This is a genomic window from Nocardia colli (genome assembly GCF_008704205.1).
GTDB lineage: Bacteria > Actinomycetota > Actinomycetes > Mycobacteriales > Mycobacteriaceae > Nocardia > Nocardia colli.
In genome coordinates, this window is the sequence record NZ_VXLC01000004.1 from 142,439 (window position 1) to 157,006 (window position 14,568).

The window sequence follows — 14,568 nt, forward strand, 5'->3', positions numbered from 1 at the left end:
AGGGATCTCGGATTCGAGTCGAACGGCGTGGGCGCCGGGTACCGGATACCGAACCCGGAATGGTGGGGTGACGATGGATGACGGCAGCAGCCGAAAAACGCGACTCCCGTGCGCACCGGCCACGATTTTCCCGGATCGCGTGGATACACTGACGTCGCTTCGTTTCTCGGACCTGCTCACAACACCTGAGCATGAGACCATGGCGTTGGTGCCATGCCTGAGCGATTCGGCCGATGCCTGGCGTGGACACCCGTGGATAGCGTGATCGGAGACAAGGTGCCTCGGCGGACGCTCGACTCATTGGTGACCCAGGTCGCCTCCGAGCTGATGGGTGTCGACGCCACGACCATGGCCGAGGCAACCGAACGGGTCCTGGCCCAACTGGTCGAATACTTCGATGTCGACTTCAGTTATGTGCGCCACACCGACCGCGAACGCCGGGCGTCGCTGCTGATCGCCGAATGGCCGCACCGTCCGCAGGTACCCGATCCGGATCCGCTCGAGGTCGTCTACTTCGAGGGCGCCGATCCGGTGTTCCGCGCGTTCGAGCACGCGACCGAGCCGATGATCGCCCGCCCGACCCCGGAGTTCGCCGACTATCAGGAGACGATGCGCCGGGCCTCCGGCATCCCGGTTGTCACCACGGCCGCGGTGCCGCTGCTCTCCCGCGGCGAGTCGACCGGCGTGCTCGGCTTCATCAAGACCGGCGATCGGCAGTGGAGCACCCGCGAGCTGAATGTGCTCAAGGCGATCGCCGCGCTGTTCGCCCAGCTGCAGGCGCGGGTGGTCGCCGAGGAACGGCTGCGCTACATCGCGCTGCACGACGATCTCACCGGACTGGCCAACCGCCGCGCGCTGCTCGAGCACATGGACGAGCGGCTGAAACCGGGCAGTCCCGGACCGGTGGCGGCGTTCTTCCTCGACCTGGATCGGCTCAAGGCGCTCAACGACTTCCTCGGGCACACGGCTGGCGACAACTTCATTCGCACGCTGTCTTCCCGGCTGCGCGAGCATCTCGATCCGGACGACATGATCGCCCGCCTCGGCGGTGACGAGTTCGTCATCGTGCCGGCCAAGCCGATGGACGCGGTCGCGGCCGAGGAGGAGGGCACCCGGATCCAGCAGCTCATCGGCCGCCGGGTCACCGTCGGCGGGGAATCGGTGAGCCGCGCGGCCAGCATCGGTGTCGCGGTCGGCATTCCCGGCGAAACCACGGTCGCCGACGTACTGCGCCGGGCCGACCATGCGCTGCTCTCGGCCAAATCGGGCGGCGGCAACGGCGTCGCCGTGTTCACCGACGCGATGCGCGCGCAGTTCGAACTGCAAGACGACGTCGAGCTCAACCTGCGCGGTGCGGTGTCCGACGGCTCGCTGCTGCTGCACTATCAGCCGGAGGTCGATCTGCGCACCGGCCGGATCGTCGCGCTGGAGGCGCTGGTCCGCTGGCTGCATCCGACCAGAGGCCTGCTGCCGCCTGCCGCGTTCGTCACCGTGGCCGAGGCGACCAACCTGGCCGGTGAGCTCGGGCGCTGGGTGATCAGATCGGCCTGCGCGCAGTTCGCCGAGTGGCGCCGACGCGGCCTGGCCGCGAATGTGGTGATGCGGATCAATGTTTCGCCGGTGCAGCTGGTCAGCCTCGACTTCGTGGAACGGATCGAGGACATTTTGCGGCTGTTCGGTATCGACGGCAGCTCGATCTGCCTGGAGATCACCGAGCACGTGGTCGTGCAGGACCTGGCCCGCACCCAGGTCACGTTGCGCGGGCTCAAGCGGATGGGCGTGCAGATCGCGATCGACGATTTCGGCACCGGCTACAGCTCGCTGTCGCACCTCAAGGCGCTCCCGGTCGACGCGGTGAAGATCGACCGCGGCTTCGTGCAGCGCCTCGGCGCCAGCACCGACGATCTCGCGATCGTGAAATCCATTATCGGACTTGCCGGTTCGTTCGGCCTCGGGGTGGTCGGCGAGGGCGTCGAGACCGCGGTCGCCGCGCGCACCCTGGTCGGCCTCGGTTGCTATCGGGCGCAAGGCTTCTTGATCGCCCGGCCGATGCCGGCCGACGAAGTGGAAGCGCATCTGGCGGTGGGGCGTATCCCGCTGGATCTCGATCTGCCCCGGGCGAGCCGCGGTACTGCGGGGATATGACCGCTGGCCGCGGGACCGAACGTCAACTGTCCGAACAGGATTGGTTGCTGATCGAGACCTTGGGCCGGACGCCCGATGGGGCGGGTGCCGAGCCGACCCTGGTGGCCGACGGGGCGAAGATCAAGGACTGGGCCAGCCTGGTGCGGGTCCGCCGGGATCTGCATGCCGCCGCGCCGCAACGGATCGCCGAGGCGGTGCAGCAGTGTGTCGTGACCGCGGAGCCGGTGCACCATGGCGAGATCGGGCTTGTCGTGGTCGGCATCCCCGTCCGGTGCGCGTTCGGCGAGGTGCACGGCGTGCAGGTGTGGGTGGCCGCCGACGATGCGCCCCCGCCGCCGCGTCCGCGGGCCGGGGCGTGGGACTGGCAGGCCGACACCGAATTGGCGCATCACGGACCGGGTTTGGAGGAATTGATCTTCGCCCGCGCGCCGGAGGACGTTCGGGTGATCCGGACGCCACCGGAAGCCTTCGGCCGGATGGTGCGTTTCGACGGGCGGGTCGACTACTTCGAGATGGTCGGCGCGTTCGAGGGCCGGCACCAGAGCCAGGTCGACATGATCGGCGACGACGGTCGCGTGCGCTGCTTCCAGATGGTGACCAGGGCCGATCCGGTCGCCCGCCGGATCAGGGCGGTGATGCGCGAATGCGCCGACGCGGCGGCGGCCCGGCCCGAGGTCGACCTGGCCATGGTGCGTGCGGTGTCGCAGCGGATCCAGGACGGCGTCGGCTTCGTCGGGCTGAACTCCTTTCTCATCTACGAGTGGATCCGCACGCCGGCCCCGCCGCTGGACCGCTGGGCCGTCGAACGTCCGACCGTGCATCCCGACGATCTCGATGACTTCCGTTCCGCCTGCACCGATCTGCTCGCGGACGACGCGACCGCCGAACAGCTGCGCTTTCGCGTGCGCTTCACCGATACCGGCTGGATTCCGGTGCGCGCCGAGCTGTCGCCGGTGCCCGTCGAGCGCGGGCACGGGCTGATCCGGGTGTGGCCGGAAGCGCCCTGAAAAGCGGGTTCGCCGGGTCTTTCACGGCTGTTCATGTCGAGTTGGGCGCACCGGTCCCGAAGATAACCCGACTGGCTGCACCATCGGCGAGGTGCGCATAGTTCAGCTTGCGAACTTCTACGGCCCGCGTTCGGGCGGGTTGCGCACTGCCTTGCACCACCTCGGCGAGGGATATGTGTCGGCCGGCCACGAAGTGGTGCTCATCGTGCCGGGTGCGCGCCGCTCGGAGGAGATTCTGCCTACCGGCGTTGTCCGAATAACCCTGCCCGCCTTGGCGATTCCGTGGACCGGCGGTTATCGCGCGGCCGATCCGCGCCGGGTGGCCGACGTGCTCACCGGGCTGCGCCCCGACGTGCTCGAGGTCTCCGACCGGCTGACCCTGCGCGGATTCGGCCGCTGGGCCCGCCGGCGCGACGTGGCCGGGGTGATGATCTCGCACGAACGACTGGATCGGCTGCTCGGTCAGTTCATGCCGCGGCCGGCGGCCCGGCGCTGCGCCGACGTGGCGAACGGGCGCACCGCCGCCGATTACGACATCGTGGTCTGCACTACCGAATTCGCGCGCGAGGAGTTCCTGCGGATCGACGCGCCGAACGTCGAGCTGGTGCCGCTCGGCGTCGACCTGGAGCTGTTCAGCCCGCGCCGGCGCGACGGCAGGCTGCGCGCCGACCTCGGTGTGCCCGGACATCCGCTGCTCGTGCATTGCGGCAGGCTGTCGGTGGAGAAGCGGGTGGAGCGCAGCATCGAGGCGGTCGCGGCATTACGCAAGGCGGGCACCGAGGTTCGGCTGGTCGTCGCCGGTGACGGGCCGCGCCGCGAGGCGCTGGAGCGCCGGGCGCGCGCACTGCCCGCGCTGGCCGACGGACTTCCCGCCGTGCACTTCACCGGCTTCATCTCCGAGCGCGCGATGGTGGCGAAACTCCTTGCCACTGCCGATGTTTCGCTGGCGCCCGGACCGCACGAGACGTTCGGCCTGGCCGCGCTGGAGGCGCTCGCGGCGGGTACCCCGGTGGTGGCCAGCCGTTCCTCGGCGCTCAAGGACATCGTGACCGCCGAGTGCGGTGCGGTTGCCGAGGACCGCGGCTCCGCGTTCGCGCAGGCCGTCACCGACGTGCTCGCCCTGCCGACGGTCGGCCGCCGGCGCGCCGCGCGCAGCCGCGCCGAGCAATACACCTGGCCCCGGGCGGTCGCCGGAATGCTCGCCGTACTGGGCCGTTGAGCCGTGCCCAAGTACCCTGCGGTGAGCCGATTCGAGCAATTCGAGATGGGGATGCGCAGTGCGAGGTAATGGGCGACCGGGCCGCAATACAGTGCGAGACGCAAAGGTGCTGATCACCGGCGCGGCCAGCGGAATAGGCCGGGCCACCGCGGTGGCCGCCGCGAAGGCGGGCGGGCAGCTGGTGCTCACCGACATCAATGCCGCCGGGCTGGACGAGACGGTGGCCGACATCCGCCGCGACGGCGGCGTGGTGCTGGTCGCGCAGGCCTTCGACATCACCGACTTCGACGCCGTCACCGCGTTCGCCGAGAAGGTGCACGACGCGCACGGCAGCCTCGACATCGTGATGAACGTCGCGGGCACCTCGGCCTGGGGCACCGTGGAGAACCTGGAGCACAAGCACTGGCGGCGGATGGTCGACGTCAACCTGATGGGCCCGATCCACGTGATCGAGAACTTCGTGCCGCCGATGGTGCGCGCGGGCAAGGGCGGGTCGCTGGTCAACGTCTCCTCGGCGGCCGGACTGCTCGCCCTGCCCTGGCACGCGGCCTACAGCGCGAGCAAGTACGGCATCCGCGGCGTGTCCGAGGTGCTGCGGTTCGACCTGGACCAGCACGGCATCTCGGTGCACCTGGTGGTGCCCGGCGCGGTGGACACCCCGCTGGTGCACAGCGTCGAGCTGGTCGGCGTCGATCGGGAGTCGCCGAGGATCCAGCGGCTCACCCAGTCGTTCACCAAGCGCGCGGTGTCGCCGGAGCATGTGGCGTCCGCGATCCTGCGCGGCGTCGCCCGCAACCGGTTCCTGATCTATACGTCCTTCGACATCCGGTTCGGCTACTGGTGGGCGCGAAAGTTCGCGCTGCCCTACGAGATCGTGATGCGCCGCGCCTCCGCCCGGTTCAGCCGGTTGCTGGCCGCGCAGAACAGTTGAGCTGCACGTCGAGCACGCGCGCGCCGGGACCTTCGGTGCCGAGCCGGTCGTGTTCGTTGACCAATTTGCAGCTGCCCAGCGACAGGCAGCCGCAGCCGATGCAGCCGGTCAGGTTGTCGCGCAAGCGAATCAGTTGAGTGATGCGGTCGTCGAGGTCCGCGCGCCAGGTGGTGGACAGCGTCTCCCAGTCGCGGCGGGTGGGGTTGCGGCCTTCCGGGAGCTGATCGAGGGCGTCGCGAATTTCACTGAGCGGTATGCCGACCCGCTGCGAGATCCGGATGAAGGCGACCCGCCGTAATGTCTCGCGCGCATATCTGCGTTGATTCCCGCTGGTCCGGCGGCTGCTGATGAGTCCTTCGCGTTCGTAGAAGTGCAACGCGGAAACTGCTACTCCGCTACGCTCGGAAAGCTGCCCGGGGGTCAGCTCCTTCGCTCGCCAATCGGCTGTCGACATGCACGCTCCTCCATTCCCCTCAACAATACTTGAGGTTAGGGTGAGCTGGGGGAGAAACGGACCGCTTCGGCAAGTCGCCTGAGTCCGGGCAGCGAGCCACCTCACACACGGCAAGACGGCAACGAAGGCCCGAATTACGTGCTCTTGTGGCCGCGGCGAACTACGGTCTGAGCATGGGAGCAGACGCTGTGCCCGCGCGGCACGGAGAGGACTCGGACGCGGACGGGCTGGACCCCGACAGTCCGGGCACGCGGTTGACGGTGACCTCCGAGGTCGGCACGCTGCGCACGGTGCTGCTGCATCGGCCGGGCGACGAACTGCGCAGGCTCACCCCGCGCAACAACGATCAGCTGCTGTTCGACGGCATTCCCTGGGTGGAGCGGGCGCAACAAGAGCACGACGCGTTCACCGGGGTGCTGCGGGATCGCGGCGTCGAGGTGCTGCTGCTGGCCGACCTGCTCGCCGAGACCCTCGCGGTCAGCGGGGCGGCGCGGATCCAGGGCATTTCCGCCGCGGTGGACGCGCGCAGGCTCGGGCATTCGCTGGCCGACCAGCTCGCCGCGTTCCTGCGCGGCGTCCGGGCCAGGGACCTGGCCAACATCCTGATGGCCGGCATGACCTTCGACGAGCTGCCGTTCGGGCCGGATGCCACCTCGCTGGTGCGGCGGATGCACCACGGCGCGGATTTCGTCATCGATCCGCTGCCCAATCTGCTGTTCACCAGGGATTCCTCGTTCTGGATCGGGCCGAGGGTGGCGATCACCTCGCTGGCGCTGCCCGCGCGGATCCGGGAGACCTCGCTCACCGACCTGATCTACGCCTTCCATCCGCGCTTCCTCGGGGTGCGCCGCGCCTACGAATCGCATACCGCGCCGATCGAGGGCGGCGATGTGCTGCTGCTCGCGCCCGGCGTGGTCGCGGTCGGCGTGGGCGAACGCACCTCGCCCGCGGGCGCGGAAGCGTTGGCGCGCAGCCTGTTCGACGACGATCTCGCGCACACCGTGCTGGTCGTCCCGATCGCGCAGAACCGGGCGACCATGCACCTGGACACCGTCTGCACGATGGTCGACAGCGACGCACTGGTGATGTACCCGGCGGTGCGGGACTCGTTGTGCGCGTTCACCATCGAACGCGAGGACGACTACAGCGCGCGCAACGGCGACGGCAAGGTGGCGATGAGCGGGCCCGATCCGTTCCTGGTCGCTGCCGCCAAGGCGATGGGCATCGACAAGCTCCGGGTGATCGACACCGGGCTGGACGGCGTCACCGCCGAACGCGAGCAGTGGGACGACGGCAACAACACGCTGGCGCTCGCGCCGGGCGTGGTCGCCGCCTACGAGCGCAACGAGATGACCAACGCGCGCCTGGAGGACGCCGGCATCGAGGTGCTGCGCATTCCCGGCTCCGAATTGGGTTCCGGTAGAGGCGGACCCCGCTGCCTGTCCTGTCCACTCTCCCGGGATGAGTTGTGATCCAGTCATGTTCAACATCACCGTGTCGCACGAGTCGGCCGTCCCGCCCTACGAGCAGTTACGCATGGGGATCATCGCCAAGGTGCGCTCCGGTGAGCTGACCGCGGGCACCAAGATCCCCACCGTGCGCGCGCTCGCCGCGCAACTCGGCCTTGCCCCGAATACGGTGGCCCGCGCCTATCGCGAGCTGGAAGCCGACGGCGTGGTCGAAACCCGGGGCAGGCAAGGCTCGTTCATCGCCTCCTCCGGCGACCCGACCCGTGATGTCGCGGGTCGCGCCGCCACGGCCTACGTCGCCACGGTCCGTCGGCTCGGACTCGACGACGCGGCCGCGCTGCGTTATGTCAAAGCGGCGCTGGAGGGTTAGCGCCAGCTGGGTAGCCAGAGGTGGTCGTGCCAGTTGCCCGGCGTGATCGGCAGTGCGGTGAGGATCGGCCAGAGCCAGATGAAGTTGGCGATCACGAGGGCGAGATAGAGGCAGACCGCGAGCAGGCCGAGGGCGTGGCGTTCGTCCGGCGAGACCGGTAGATAGGTGCCGACGGGGCTGCGCGGCACGGCTATTCGGCGCGAGGGGCCGAGGATGTCGCCGAGCACCAGGGCCATGCCCATCACCAGGAACGGCGCGAGGGCGACGGCGTAGAAGTAGTACATCTGCCGGTCGAGGGTCAGGAACCAGGGCAGCAGGGCCGCGCCGTAACCGACCAGCACCGCGGCGTAGCGCCAGTCGCGGCGAACCACGGTGCGCCACAACATCCAGCCGATCACCGGGAAGGCGAGCCACCAGATCGCGGGGGTGCCGATCAGCATGACCGCCTTGACGCATTGGGTCTGGCCGCAGCCGCTGACCCCGTTGTCGGCGTAGTAGTAGAGCATCGGCCGCAGACCCATCGGCCAGGTCCACGGCTTGGACTCCCACGGGTGGTGGTTGCCCGCCGAATTGGTCAAGCCCTCATGGAATTCCAGTGCCCTGGCGCTGAAATACCAGAGCGAGCGCAACGCGTCGGGGACCCAGCTGAAATAGCCGCCGGTGCCGATCGGTTCCGTCGGAGCGGACGGGTTGCCGACCATGTACCGATCGATGCCGGTTTCGCTGGCGAACCAGGCCCAGTAGGTGGCGAGATACACCCCGATCGGAATCAGCACCAGCGCGTACAGCGCGGGCCCGACATCGCGGATCCCGGTGCCGAACCACGGATTGCGCACCCCGTAGGCCCGCCGCGCCGCCACGTCGAAACAGACGCTGAGCAGGCCGAAGGCGACGATGAAGTAGACGCCGGACCATTTTGTCCCGCAGGCCAATCCGAGCAGGATGCCCGCGCCGAACCGCCACCAGCGGACCCCTAGCCGAGGGCCCCACGGGGTTTCGCCGATCCGGCCTTCCGTGTCGGCCCGCGCCATCCTGGCCCGCACCTCGTCCCGGTCGACGATCAGGCAGCCGAAGGCCGCGGTGGCGAAGAACGCCAGGAAGATATCGAGCATGCCGATGCGCGAGGAGACGAAGGTGGTGCCGTCGGCGATCAGCAGGATGCCCGCGATCGCGCCGATCAACGTCGACCGGGCCAGGCGCCGCACGATCCGGATGACCAGCAGGATCATGATGGTGCCTGCCATCGCGGAGGCGAAGCGCCAGCCCCAGCCGTTGTAGCCGAACATCGCCTCGCCGATCGCGATGAGCTGCTTGCCGACCGGCGGATGCACCACCAGCCCGTAGCCGGGGTTGTCCTCCACCCCGCCGCCGTTGAGCATCTGCCAGCCCTGCGGCGCGTAGTGCTTCTCGTCGAAGACCGGGGTGCCCGCGTCGGTCGGGTAGTTGAGCATGGTGAACCGCGTCACCGCGGCGATCGCGGTCAGGAACGCGGTGACGAGCCAGCCGCGCAGCGTATCGGTCGGGCCGAAATCGGGGGCCGGCCGCCGCGGCGCGGGGCTCGACCAGGAGGGCACGGCCCCGAACGGAGCGTTTGCGCGCTGGTCGGTCACCTGTGTCACGTACCGATCGTATGCTGTGCGGGCCGTGAGGTCCCGCAGCGGTGAGCCGTCGATCGCGCCACGGCCGCAGGTTCGCCGCGCCCCGCATGTCTTAGGCTGCGAAGGTTCGGCAGGCGCCGGGCGTGGTCGGTCGAGACAGGAGTGCGGTGACGGACGAGGCGACAGGGCCGGGCAGGCTGGTGCTCGCGGCGACGCCGATGGGTGACATCGGGGACGCCTCGCAGCGGCTGCGCGACGCGCTCGGGTCGGCCGACATCGTCGCGGCGGAGGACACGCGGCGGACGAAGTCACTCGCGAAGTCGCTGGGGGTGGAGATCACCGGACGGGTGGTCAGCTTCTACGACCACGTGGAGATCGCGCGGATTCCGGCGTTGCTCGCCGACATCGCGGCCGGGCACACGGTGCTGCTGGTGACCGACGCTGGCATGCCGTCGGTCAGCGACCCTGGCTATCGATTGGTCGCGGCCTGCGCGGAGCGGGACCTTCCGGTGACCTGCCTGCCGGGGCCGTCCGCGGTCACCACGGCGCTCGCGCTGTCCGCCATTCCGGTGGAACGGTTCTGCTTCGACGGCTTCGCGCCGCGCAAGGGCGGCCAGCGCCGGGAGTGGTTGCGCACCTTGGCCACCGAGCCGCGCGCCTGCGTCTTCTTCGAGGCGCCGCACCGGCTCGCCGACTGCCTGGCCGACGCGGTCACCGTGCTCGGCCCGGATCGCCGCGCCGCCGTCTGCCGCGAACTGACCAAGACCTACGAGGAGGTCATCCGCGGCACCCTCGCCGAGGTCGCGGCCTGGGCCGTCGACGGCGCCCGCGGCGAGATCACCGTCGTTCTCGAAGGCGCACAACCGAAGTCCGCCGATCCGGCCGACCTGGTCGACCTGGTCGAGGCGCTGACCGCGGAAGGCATCCGGCTCAAGGACGCGTGCGCGCAGATCGCCGGCGAGCACGGCGCCTCCCGCAACGAGCTCTACGACGCGGTGCTGATCGCCCGCCGCGAAGTCGAAGACTGAACTCCGCCTACGGGTTTGTGCAACGAGACAAGATCGCGAGCAAAATTCCGGCGGCCGCACAAGGGTCGGGGGATTTGCGGAATTCGCACTGCACGGTCGGTACGTTAGCGTCGGCGCCGACGCCGGATTCGGTGCGTGGGGAGGATATTCGGATGGCGATTCACCATGTCGTAGTCAACAGCGCACTGGCAGTTGGCGTCGCGCTCACCCTGGTCACCGGTGCCGGCGCGGCAGGGGCCGAGGAAACCGCCGGCGCGCAATGCGGTGGATGGACTGCCTCGCCCGTGTCGTCCGGCTTCGGCGTGCTCGAGAACCTGGCCTTCGACGGACACGGTGGCCTGCTGCTCTCCGAATTGTCCGTGTCCGGCGGCGCGGGCGCGCTGCGCCGCCTGCACCCGGACGGATCGCGGGAAGTACTGGCGCAGGTCGGTGCTCCGGGCGGCATCGTGGTGGCGGGCGACACCGCGTATTTCGTGGACAGTGGCGCGGTGAGCAGCGGGTTGGCCGGACGGGCCGACGGGACGATCGACGCGCTCGACCTCACCGAGCGCACGGTCTCTCCCGTGGCGACCGGTTTGACCACGCCGAACGGTTTGGCGCGGCTGCCCGATGGCAGTTTCGTGGTCAGCCGTGACCTGGGCTCACCGACCACACTCACCCGGGTCGCCGCGGACGGATCCGGCGCACACCCGTTCCTCCCGGAATTGACCTCGACGAACGGGTTGGCCTATGACGCGAACCGGCGAAAATTGTTCGTCTCCACCACCTTTGATCCGACCACGACCCTCGCCGCGATCGATGTCGCACAGCCCGATGCCGCGCCGGCCCGAATCACCATCCCTGGCTACGGCCCACTCAACTCGGCCGACGATCTCACCGTCGGCCCGGACGGCGACGTCTATCTCGCATTGAACGTCGCGGGCCGCGTTGTCCGGGTGGACCCGGACACCGGCCGCTCCTGTGTGGTCGCCGACGGTATTCCGTTTGTCACCTCGGCCCGTTTCGGTGCGGGTCCGGGCTGGGATTCGCGCTCGGTCTACGTCACCAGCTTTCTCGGTACCGTCACCCGGTTGACGCCGTCGGCCTGACCGATGCGCGCACCGCGGCGACGCGGCATGATCGTCCTATGACCTCTCTCGAAAGCAAGGCCAAGGCCTTCCTCGCACTGCACCGTCCCGGTGATCCCGCCGTGCTGCCCACCGTGTGGGACGCGTGGTCGGCGAAGGTCGCGGTGGACGCCGGGTTCGCGGCGCTCACCGTGGGCAGTCATCCGGTCGCCGACTCGATCGGCCGCGCCGACGGCGAAGGCATGACGTTCGCCGAATTGCTCACCCGGGTCCGGCAGATCACCGAGGCCGTCGAGGTCCCGGTGTCGGTCGACATCGAATCGGGCTACGGCCTCGAGCCGGCCCAACTGATCGAGGGGCTGCTGGAGGTGGGCGCGGTCGGCCTCAACATCGAGGACACCGTGCACAGCGAGGGCAAGCGGCTGCGCGCGCCGCAGGAGCACGCCGACCTGGTGCACGGCCTGCGGCAGTTCGCCGACGCCGCCGGGGTGCACGTGGTGGTCAACGCCAGGACCGATCTGTTCCTGCGCGAGGACGGTGACGAGGCAGATCGCGTCGACCGCGCCATCGAGCGTCTCGGTCTCGCGGCTGCCGCCGGCGCCGACGTACTGTTCCCGGCAGGCGCGCAGGACGACGCCGCGGTGCGCAGGCTGACCAGCGAACTGTCGCTGCCGATCAGCATGGTCGGGCTCCCGGACAAGTCGGACAAGGCGCTGCTCGCCGATCAGGGCGTGGCCCGGATCAGCTTCGGTCCGTTCCTGCAGCGCGCGCTCACCGCGGAGATCGAACGCCTGCTCGGCCGCTGGAAGTAGCCGATGTGCCGGGCGATTCGCCGATGCGGATCGCCCGGGGCATGAATATCGAAGCGGGGGAACGCTTTCAGGCGGTCAGGCCGAGCGTCTGGTTGACGAACTGGACGAACAGGGGCGCCAGGGCCGGGACGCGAGCGGGGCCGTCGGACACGATGACTCGGCGGGTGCGCTCGCCGATCGCGTCCGGGATCAGGGCGATCAGCTCGTCCGATACCTCCGGCAGGTGCGGATCCGCTTGCCGCGCTTGGTCGTAGAAGTAGCGGTACAGCAGGGCGAAGCGGTCGACGGCCAGGTCGCGGTAGTCGACCGCGGCCTGGTTCACCTTGAACGACTCGACCAGGATCAGGCGGGCGAAATCCGGTTCGGCGGCGACGGTTTCGCAGAACGTGCCGACGATCGACTCGATCATGGCGGCCACCCCGGCCGCCGGGGCGAGCTGCGCCAGCTCCTCGGTGATCCGGGCCTCCACGATATCGACGCCGGTATGCACCGCCTCGACGAAACACTCTTCCTTGTTCGCGAAGTGCTCATAGAAGGTGCTGCGCGAGACCCGTGCTCGGGCAACGATATCGGTGAGCGTGGTCGCGGAATACCCCGCGCTGTCGACGCATTGGACCATCGCCTCGATGAGCCGCCCGCGCTGCGAGACCAGAACGGCGTCGCGCGCCGCCCGATGCCGGTCGGCGAAGCTGTTCTGCGGCACGGGCGTCGAGTCGGTCGCCTGTTGTCGGCGCATGGGTGCTCTCCCTGTTCGGCGAACATGAGTATTCGTAACCCAGCATTATGCGACTGCGCGCCAGGGGATTACGCGTCGGTGCCCATGTTCGCCGATTCGGGAGGGGTCAGTCCTTGGGCTCGATGTACTTGGGGTACACCGGTTCCGGTGCGGGCAGCAGCACGCCCGGCACGATCGGCGTCGCGATATCGGCGAACGTGCGCTCCTGCTGACCGAGCTGATCGAGGATCTTGCTCGCCGAAGCCGGCATCACCGGCTGCACCAGGATCGCGACGATCCGCAGCACCTCGAGCGTCACGTACAGCACCGTCGCCTCGCGCGCCAGATCCTCCGGCGTGCCGGACTTTGCCAGCGCCCACGGCGCCTGCGCGGAGAAGTACTTGTTCGTCTCGCCGAGGGTCAGCCAGATCGCCTCCAGCGCGAGATGCATTTGCTGCGCGTCGAATTCGGCGCGGCAGCGGTCGAGCAGCCCGTTGGTCAGATCCAGCAGCTTGCGGTCCGCGTCGGTGAATTCACCCGGCGTCGGCACCACGCCGCCGCAGTCGCGCGCGACCAGCTTGGTGCTGCGCTGGACCAGGTTGCCGAACTCGTTGGCCAGGTCGGAGTTGATCCGGCCGACGATCGCGTCGTGGCTGTAGCTGCCGTCCTGCCCGTAGGAGATCTCGCGCAGCAGGAAGAAGCGCACCGCGTCGACGCCGTAGGTCTCGACCAGCTCCAGCGGGTCGACCACGTTGCCGACCGACTTGGACATCTTCTCGCCCTTGTTGTACAGGAACCCGTGCACGAACACGCGTTTCGGCACCTCGACGCCCACCGACAGCAGGAACGCCGGCCAGTACACGGTGTGGAACCTGGTGATGTCCTTGCCGATGATGTGCACGTCGGCGGGCCAGAACTTCTGGAACGCAGCCGATTCCGTGTCCGGGTAGCCGACGCCGGTGATGTAGTTGGTGAGCGCGTCCACCCACACGTACATCACGTGATCGGGATGGCCCGGCACCGGCACACCCCAGTCGAAGGTGGTGCGCGAGATGGACAGATCCTTCAGCCCGGCCTTGACGTAGCTGACGATTTCATTGCGACGCGTTGCGGGCGCGATGAATTCGGGATGCTCCTCGTACAGCGCGAGCAGCTTGTCCTGGTACGCGGAGAGCTTGAAGAAGAAGTTCGACTCCTCGGTCCAGGTGACCGGCGTCTTCGACTCGGTGGAGATCCGGCTGCCGTCCTCCAGCAGCGTGGTCTCCTCCTCGGTGTAGAAGGCCTCGTCGCGCACCGAGTACCAGCCCGAGTAGTTGCCGAGATAGATGTCGCCGTTGGCGAGCATCCGCTCCCACAGCGCGACGCTGGCCGCCTGGTGGTCCTCGTCGGTGGTCCGGATGAACCGGTCGTAGGAAATGTCCAGGGTCTTGTCCAGCGCCTCGAACACGTCCGAGTTGCGGCTGGCGAGCTCCTCCACCGGGACCCCCGCGGCCGCGGCGGCCTGCTGCATCTTCTGACCGTGCTCGTCGGTGCCCGTCATGAAGAAGACGTCGAACCCGTCGAGCCGCTTGAACCGGGCGATGGCGTCGGCCGAGATGTACTCGTACGCATGCCCGATGTGCGGCGCACCGTTCGGGTAGGCGATGGCCGTGGTGATATAGAAGGCGGGGCGGTCAGCTGCGCTCATGCCTGCACCTCGCTGACGCTCGGTTCCGGCATGACCGCATGGGCGGCTGTGTTGATGGTTCGCTCG

At 68.8% G+C, this 14,568-nt stretch carries 13 protein-coding genes; 9 read left to right on the forward strand and 4 right to left on the reverse strand.

Going from position 1 to position 14,568, the window contains the following annotated elements; translation table 11 throughout:
* The first annotated feature begins 327 nt into the window (after positions 1–327).
* From F3087_RS12520 to F3087_RS12535, 4 genes are all read left to right on the forward strand, one after another.
* Positions 328–2,145 carry a putative bifunctional diguanylate cyclase/phosphodiesterase gene (locus F3087_RS12520; RefSeq protein WP_150402822.1) on the forward strand — a complete coding sequence of 606 codons (1,818 nt, stop codon included), beginning with the start codon at positions 328–330 and terminating at the stop codon, positions 2,143–2,145.
* The gene (locus F3087_RS12525) at positions 2,142–3,152 is read left to right on the forward strand and encodes a GAF domain-containing protein (protein WP_150402087.1); all 1,011 of its coding nucleotides are present in this window, start codon (positions 2,142–2,144) and stop codon (positions 3,150–3,152) included. Before F3087_RS12520 ends, F3087_RS12525 begins: the two co-directional genes overlap by 4 nt.
* Before the next feature lie 91 nt (positions 3,153–3,243).
* Positions 3,244–4,371 (forward strand): glycosyltransferase, encoded by a 1,128-nt coding sequence (locus tag F3087_RS12530; protein ID WP_150402088.1) that lies wholly within the window; start codon positions 3,244–3,246, stop codon positions 4,369–4,371.
* Between the two features lie 91 nt (positions 4,372–4,462).
* Positions 4,463–5,302 carry an SDR family oxidoreductase gene (locus tag F3087_RS12535; protein ID WP_150402089.1) on the forward strand — a complete coding sequence of 280 codons (840 nt, stop codon included), beginning with the start codon at positions 4,463–4,465 and terminating at the stop codon, positions 5,300–5,302.
* Here the strand turns inward: F3087_RS12535 and soxR are convergent.
* Positions 5,271–5,756 (reverse strand): redox-sensitive transcriptional activator SoxR, encoded by a 486-nt coding sequence (gene soxR / locus F3087_RS12540; RefSeq protein ID WP_150402090.1) that lies wholly within the window; start codon positions 5,754–5,756, stop codon positions 5,271–5,273. The genes F3087_RS12535 and soxR overlap by 32 nt on opposite strands.
* Positions 5,757–5,929: 173 nt before the next feature.
* On the opposite strand from soxR, the gene arcA reads away from it, so the two are divergent.
* Together arcA and F3087_RS12550 are read left to right on the forward strand one after the other, a co-directional pair.
* Positions 5,930–7,228, forward strand: coding sequence for an arginine deiminase (gene arcA / locus F3087_RS12545; protein ID WP_223885038.1), 1,299 nt, complete (start codon positions 5,930–5,932; stop codon positions 7,226–7,228).
* 7 nt (positions 7,229–7,235) lie between these two features.
* Positions 7,236–7,595: a GntR family transcriptional regulator gene (locus F3087_RS12550; RefSeq protein WP_135237604.1), complete on the forward strand. Its 360-nt coding sequence runs from the start codon at positions 7,236–7,238 to the stop codon at positions 7,593–7,595.
* On the opposite strand, the gene F3087_RS12555 is transcribed toward F3087_RS12550, so the two are convergent.
* Positions 7,592–9,214: a dolichyl-phosphate-mannose--protein mannosyltransferase gene (locus F3087_RS12555; protein WP_396897545.1), complete on the reverse strand. Its 1,623-nt coding sequence runs from the start codon at positions 9,212–9,214 to the stop codon at positions 7,592–7,594. The two genes, F3087_RS12550 and F3087_RS12555, sit on opposite strands and share 4 nt — an antisense overlap.
* A 146-nt stretch (positions 9,215–9,360) precedes the next feature.
* Here F3087_RS12555 and rsmI point away from each other — a divergent pair, with 146 nt between their 5' ends.
* The 3 genes from rsmI (at position 9,361) to F3087_RS12570 (ending at position 12,100) form a co-directional block, all read left to right on the forward strand.
* Entirely contained in the window at positions 9,361–10,221 is an 861-nt protein-coding gene (gene rsmI, locus F3087_RS12560) for a 16S rRNA (cytidine(1402)-2'-O)-methyltransferase (RefSeq protein ID WP_150402091.1), read from the forward strand.
* A 152-nt stretch (positions 10,222–10,373) separates the two neighbouring features.
* Positions 10,374–11,309, forward strand: a complete 936-nt coding sequence (locus tag F3087_RS12565; RefSeq protein ID WP_150402092.1) for an SMP-30/gluconolactonase/LRE family protein — start codon at positions 10,374–10,376, stop codon at positions 11,307–11,309.
* 38 nt (positions 11,310–11,347) lie between these two features.
* Positions 11,348–12,100 (forward strand): isocitrate lyase/PEP mutase family protein, encoded by a 753-nt coding sequence (locus F3087_RS12570; protein WP_150402093.1) that lies wholly within the window; start codon positions 11,348–11,350, stop codon positions 12,098–12,100.
* Between the two features lie 67 nt (positions 12,101–12,167).
* Here the strand turns inward: F3087_RS12570 and F3087_RS12575 are convergent, their stop codons facing one another.
* Together F3087_RS12575 and metG are read right to left on the reverse strand one after the other, a co-directional pair.
* Positions 12,168–12,836 carry a TetR/AcrR family transcriptional regulator gene (locus F3087_RS12575; RefSeq protein ID WP_150402094.1) on the reverse strand — a complete coding sequence of 223 codons (669 nt, stop codon included), beginning with the start codon at positions 12,834–12,836 and terminating at the stop codon, positions 12,168–12,170.
* A 106-nt stretch (positions 12,837–12,942) separates the two neighbouring features.
* Entirely contained in the window at positions 12,943–14,502 is a 1,560-nt protein-coding gene (gene metG / locus F3087_RS12580) for a methionine--tRNA ligase (RefSeq protein ID WP_150402095.1), read from the reverse strand.
* Between the last annotated feature and the right edge of the window lie 66 nt (positions 14,503–14,568).

Bases quoted from the DNA above. Each gene is read 5' to 3' on its own strand.
- F3087_RS12565 (WP_150402092.1), top strand. From the start codon at position 10,374: ATGGCGATTCACCATGTCGTAGTCAACAGCGCACTGGCAGTTGGCGTC.
- F3087_RS12520 (WP_150402822.1), top strand. From the start codon at position 328: ATGGGTGTCGACGCCACGACCATGGCCGAGGCAACCGAACGGGTCCTG.
- metG (WP_150402095.1), bottom strand. From the start codon at position 14,502: ATGAGCGCAGCTGACCGCCCCGCCTTCTATATCACCACGGCCATCGCC.
- F3087_RS12550 (WP_135237604.1), top strand. From the start codon at position 7,236: ATGTTCAACATCACCGTGTCGCACGAGTCGGCCGTCCCGCCCTACGAG.
- F3087_RS12575 (WP_150402094.1), bottom strand. From the start codon at position 12,836: ATGCGCCGACAACAGGCGACCGACTCGACGCCCGTGCCGCAGAACAGC.
- F3087_RS12525 (WP_150402087.1), top strand. From the start codon at position 2,142: ATGACCGCTGGCCGCGGGACCGAACGTCAACTGTCCGAACAGGATTGG.
- arcA (WP_223885038.1), top strand. From the start codon at position 5,930: ATGGGAGCAGACGCTGTGCCCGCGCGGCACGGAGAGGACTCGGACGCG.
- soxR (WP_150402090.1), bottom strand. From the start codon at position 5,756: ATGTCGACAGCCGATTGGCGAGCGAAGGAGCTGACCCCCGGGCAGCTT.
- F3087_RS12570 (WP_150402093.1), top strand. From the start codon at position 11,348: ATGACCTCTCTCGAAAGCAAGGCCAAGGCCTTCCTCGCACTGCACCGT.